This window comes from Micromonospora humida (assembly GCF_016901255.1).
Lineage (GTDB): Bacteria > Actinomycetota > Actinomycetes > Mycobacteriales > Micromonosporaceae > Micromonospora > Micromonospora wenchangensis.
In genome coordinates, this window is the sequence record NZ_JAFEUC010000029.1 from 1 (window position 1) to 5498 (window position 5498).

At 74.0% G+C, this 5498-nt stretch carries 1 protein-coding gene; it reads right to left on the reverse strand.

The genetic code is table 11. The features are described 5' to 3' along the window. Positions 1–5482: SDR family NAD(P)-dependent oxidoreductase (locus JQX11_RS31855; RefSeq protein WP_204928623.1), on the reverse strand; the 5482-nt coding region annotated here is incomplete at its 3' end. Between the last annotated feature and the right edge of the window lie 16 nt (positions 5483–5498).

The window sequence follows — 5498 nt, forward strand, 5'->3', positions numbered from 1 at the left end:
CCCCAACACACTCCTCAAACCGCCCCCGAAAAACAGCATCACACCCCCACAACTCCCGACCCATACCCCACCACTGCGACCCCTGACCCGGAAACACAAACACCGTCCCACCCGACACCACCCGACCGGAGGCGGAATTGCTGCCGGCGGCGACCGCAGCGTCGGAACCCGATCCGAGTGCCGCCAGGCCGGAGACCAGTTCGGCGCGTGAACTGCCGACGACCACGGCCCGGTGATCCCACCGGGAACGGTCGCGGATGAGCCCGGAAGCAATTCCGGCGAGCGATTCTCCGCTTTCCACGACCCCGGCCAACCGCACCGCCTGGGCCCGCAGGGCCTCCGCAGACCGGGCCGACAGCACCAGCGGCACCGGCCCGGCGGCGTCGGCCGGCGACTCCCCGGCCGGCTCCGGCCCGGGTGCCGACTCCAGGACGACGTGCGCGTTGGTGCCGCTGATCCCGAACGACGACACCCCCGCCCGACGCGGCCCGTCACCGTCCCAGACCCGCGCCTCGGTGAGCAGCTCCACCGTGCCGGACGACCAGTCCACGTGCGTGGTCGGCTCGTCCACGTGCAACGTCTTCGGCATCACCCCGGCGCGCATCGCCAGGACGGTCTTGATGACGCCGGTGATCCCCGCCGCCGCCATCGTGTGGCCGATGTTCGACTTCAACGAACCGAGATACAACGGACGATCCGCCGAATGCTCCCGACCGTACGTCGCCAACAACGCCTGCGCCTCGATCGGATCACCCAACCGCGTCCCCGTACCATGCGCCTCCACCACATCCACATCACCCGCCGACAAACCACCACTCGCCAACGCCTGACGAATCACCCGCTCCTGCGACGGACCATGCGGCGCCGTCAAACCATTCGACGCACCATCCTGATTAACCGCCGAACCCCGCACCACCGCCAACACGGGGTGCCCGTTACGCCGCGCATCCGACAACCGCTCCAACACCACCACACCAACACCCTCACCCCACCCCGTACCGTCGGCGGAGGACGAGAACGCCTTGCAGCGGCCGTCGGGGGACAGGCCCCGTTGGCGGGAGAACTCGACGAACATGCCGGGCGTCGCCATCACCGACACCCCGCCCGCCAGTGCCAGCGACACCTCACCCGCGCGCAGCGCCCCCACCGCCTGGTGCAGCGCCACGAGCGACGACGAGCACGCCGTGTCCACCGTCACCGCCGGGCCCTGCAACCCCAGCGCGTAGGCCACCCGACCGGAGATGACGCTGGTGGACCGGCCGGTGAGCCGCAGCCCGTCCAGACCCTCGGACACCTGGTGCAACGGGGAGCCGTAGTCCTGGGCGAGCGCGCCGACGAAGACGCCCGTCGCCGATCCGTTCAGTGCCGCCGGCACGATGCCGGCCCGCTCCAGCGCCTCCCACGAGGTCTCCAGCAGCAGTCGCTGCTGCGGGTCCATCGCCAGCGCCTCCCGGGGGGAGATGCCGAAGAAGCCGGCGTCGAACTCCCCCGCCTCGTGCAGGAACCCGCCGTCGAGCACGTAGCTCTTGCCGGGCCGGTCCGGGTCGGGGTCGAAGAGGTCGGCGAGGTCCCAGCCACGGTCGTTGGGGGGTTCGCCGATCGCGTCGCCGTCGGTGGTCAGCAGCTCCCACAGCTCGTCCGGCGAACCGACACCGCCGGGCAGCCGGCAGGCCATGCCGACGATCGCGATGTGGTCGTCGTCGGTCGCAGCCCGCGTGGGTGGCGGGGCGTCCGTCGCCGCCGGCCGGGCACCGAGCAGTTCGTCCCTGAGGTACGCCGCCACGGCGGTCGGTGTGGGGTGGTCGAACACCATGGTGGCGGAGAGCCGGACACCGGTCGCCGCGTTCAGCCGGTTGCGCAGCTCCACCGAGGACAGCGAGTCGAAGCCGAGATCCTTGAACTTCGCCTGGGCCGGGACCTGGGCGGCCGAGGCGTGCCCGAGCACCGCGGCGGCGGTCTGCCGGACCAGCTCGATCAGCAGTTGGTCGCCTTCCGCGGCCGGCAGCGCGACGAGTTGCTCGGCCAGGGCGTTGCCGGTGACGCGGGCCGCCGCGACCCGACGCTCGCGCCGGCCCACCAGAGCGGTGAGCAGCTCCGGGACGGCACCGGCCGCCGGCGAGCGCAGGGCGTCGAGGGCGAGCCGGGCCGGGACGGCCGTCGGCCGGTCGGCGGTGATCGCGGCGTCGAACAGGGCGAGGCCGTCCTCGACGGTCAGCGGGGCCAGCCCGAGCCGGCCGATCCGGGCGACGTCGACGTCACTGAGCTGACCGGTCATCTCACTGCGCTGGTCCCAGAAGCCCCAGGCCAGGGCGGTCGCCGGTAGCCCCTCGGCACGCCGGGCGTGGGCCAGCTCGTCCAGGAACACGTTCGCCGCCGCGTAGTTGGCCTGGCTGGCGTTCCCGAGCAGACCCATGATCGAGGAGAAGAGCACGAAGCCGGCCAGGTCGCGGTGACGGGTGGACTCGTGCAGGTGCCACGCGGCGTCGGCCTTGGCCCGCAGCACCGTCTCGACGCGCGCGTCGGTCAGCGCGGGCAGCAGCGCGTCGTCGAGCACCCCGGCGGTGTGCACCACGGCCGTCAGCGGGTGCGCCGTCGGGACGCCGTCCAGCAGGGCGTCCAGGGCGGCCCGGTCGGCGACGTCGACGGCGGCGACCTCGACCGTCGCGCCGAGGCCGGTCAGTTCACCGACCAACTCGGGTACGCCGGGGGCCGCCGGCCCCCGCCGGCTGGCCAGCAGCAGGTGCCGCATCCCGTGCCGGGTGACCAGGTGCCGGGCGAGCAGGCCGCCGAGCGTGCCGGTGCCGCCGGTGATCAGGACGGTCCCGTCGGGGTCCCATCCGGCCGGTACGGTCAGCACCGCCTTGCCGATCTGGCGGGCCTGGCTGAGCTGGCGGAACGCGTCGGCGGCGGAGCGGACGTCCCAGCACCTCGTCGGCAGGTGGGTCAGCGCGCCCCGGGCGAAGAGCGCGACGATCTCGGTGAGGATGCGCCGGATCAGCTCCGGGTCCCGGCGACCGACCTCGATCAGGTCGAACGCCTGGTAGTGGCGACCGGGGTGGTCCACGGCGACCCGGTCGGGGTCTCGCAGGTCGGTCTTGCCCATCTCGACGAACCGGCCACCGTCGGCGAGCAGTCGCAGTGACGCGTCGAGCAGGTCACCGGCCAGGCTGTTCAACACGACGTCGACGCCGCCCGGGGTGGCGACCCGGAAGGTCTCCTCGAACCCGTCGGTACGCGAGGAGGCGATCCGGTCGGCGGGCACACCGAGGGCCCGTACCGCCTCCCACTTGGCGGGGCTGGCCGTGGCGTACACCGTTGCGCCGAGCTGGTGGGCGAGCTGCACGGCGGCCATGCCGACGCCACCGGCGGCGGCGTGGATCAGCACCGACTCACCGGCGCGCACGCCGGCCTGGTGGACGAGCCCGTAGTAGGCGGTGGCGAAGACGATCGGCACCGCGGCGGCCTGGGCGTACGACCAACCGGCCGGGATCGGCACGAGCAGCCGGTGGTCCACGGTGGCGGTGCCGGCGAACGACTCGGCCACCATGCCCATCACCCGGTCCCCGGGCCGCAGGTCGGTGACCGCCGCACCGGTCTCGGTCACCACGCCGGCACCTTCTATGCCCATCCGGGCCTCGCCGGGGTAGACGCCGAGGGCGATGAGGACGTCGCGAAAGTTCAGGCCGGCGGCCCGTACCGCGATCCGGACCTCGTGCGGGGCGAGGGCGGCCGGCCCGGTGGCCGGGGTCTGCGCGGCGACGACGGCGAGACCGTCCACGCTGCCCGATCCGGTGCCGGCCAGTCGCCAGTCGCCACCGGACACCGGCGCGACGCCGGGGGTCACCGGGGCGAGCCGGGGCACCCTCAGCTCACCGTTGCGGACGGCCAGCTCGGAGCGGTCGGCGGCGAGGGCGGCCGGCAGCACGGTCAGCGAGCGGGGGTCGTCGTCCAGGTCGAGCAGGAGGAACCGGCCCGGGTTCTCGGTCCGCGCCGAGCGCAGCAGCCCCCAGGCGGTGGCGTGGGCAGGCGAGGACGCGGTGGTGCCCGCGTCGGTGGTGACCGCGTGCCGGCTCACCACGGCGAGCCGGGCGTCTGCCAGCTGCTCGGTGGCGAGCCAGTCCTGGGCCAGGGTGAGCGCCCACCGGGCGGCGGCGTGCGCCCCCGTGATCGCCGGGCCGTGCGGGGCGTCGGGCAGGGTCACCACGACGACGTCGACCTGCCGTCCGGCGGCTGCCAGGGCGGGCAGGTCGGGGTGACGCTCGACGTCGGGCAGGACGCTGCCGAGACCGAGCGGGTCCGGCCCGAGCAGCGCGTACCGCAGGGTGGACGACGCGGCGGTGACCCCGGCGGGCTCGGCGACCCAGTCGAGGCCGTAGAGCGGGGGCGTGTCCTGTCGGGCGGCGGCGAGCCGGGTCGGGTCGACCTCGCGGAAGGTCAACGACTCGACGGTGAGCACCGGCTGGCCGGCGCCGTCGACGGCGGTCAGGGTGATCGCGCCGGTGGCCGTCGGCCGCAGCGACAGCCGCAGCATCGAGGCGCCGGCGGCGGCGAGCGTGACGCCCTGCCAGGCGAACGGCAGCCGCAGGTCGTGCCGGCCGGCCAGCCGGTCACGGACGAGCATCGCGTGCAGCGCCGCGTCCAGCAGTGCCGGGTGCAGGCCGAAGCGGGCGGCGTCGGTGTGGGCCGCCTCCGGGAGCGACACGTCGGCGAAGACCTCGTCGCCGGACTGCCACATCGCGGTCAGGCCCCGGAAGGTGGGGCCGTAGCGGTATCCGCCGTCGGCCAGGTCGTCGTACGCGTCGCGGACGTCCACGGGGGTGGCACCCCGGGGCGGCCACTGCGCGGAGGGGGCCGGCAGGTCGGGGTCGGTCACGGTGGGGGACAGCGTGCCGGTGGCGTGGCAGGTCCAGGCGGTGCCGAAGTCGACGTCGGCGGCCCGGGAGTGGATGCTCACCTCGCGGCGACCGTCCCCGGCCGGCTCGTCGATCTCCACCCGGACGTGCACCGGCGCGCGGTCCGTCAGCACCAGGGGCGCCTGGAGGGTCAGTTCGTCGACGTGGTCGCAGCCGACCTCGTCGCCGGCGCGCAGCGCCATCTCGACGAACGCGGTGCCGGGCAGCAGCACGGTGTCGCCGACGGCGTGGTCGGCCAGCCAGGGTTGGGCGGCGAGGGATAGCGTGCCGGTGAGCCCGGTGACGGCGCTGCCGGCGAGTTCGACGACCGCGCCGAGCAGGGGGTGGGTGACGGCGGTCAGGCCGGCGTGCGAGACGTCGGCACCGCCGGGTGCGGTCGGGTTCAGCCAGTAGTGGCGGCCCTGGAAGGGGTAGGTGGGTAGGTCGACCCGGGCCGCCTCCGGCACCATCCGCTCCCAATCAACCCCCACCCCCGACACAAACGCCTCACCCAACGACAACAACACCCGACCCACACCACCCTCACCCCGACGCAACGTCGGCACCACCACACCACCCGAACCCAACACCTCCAACGACTCCCGC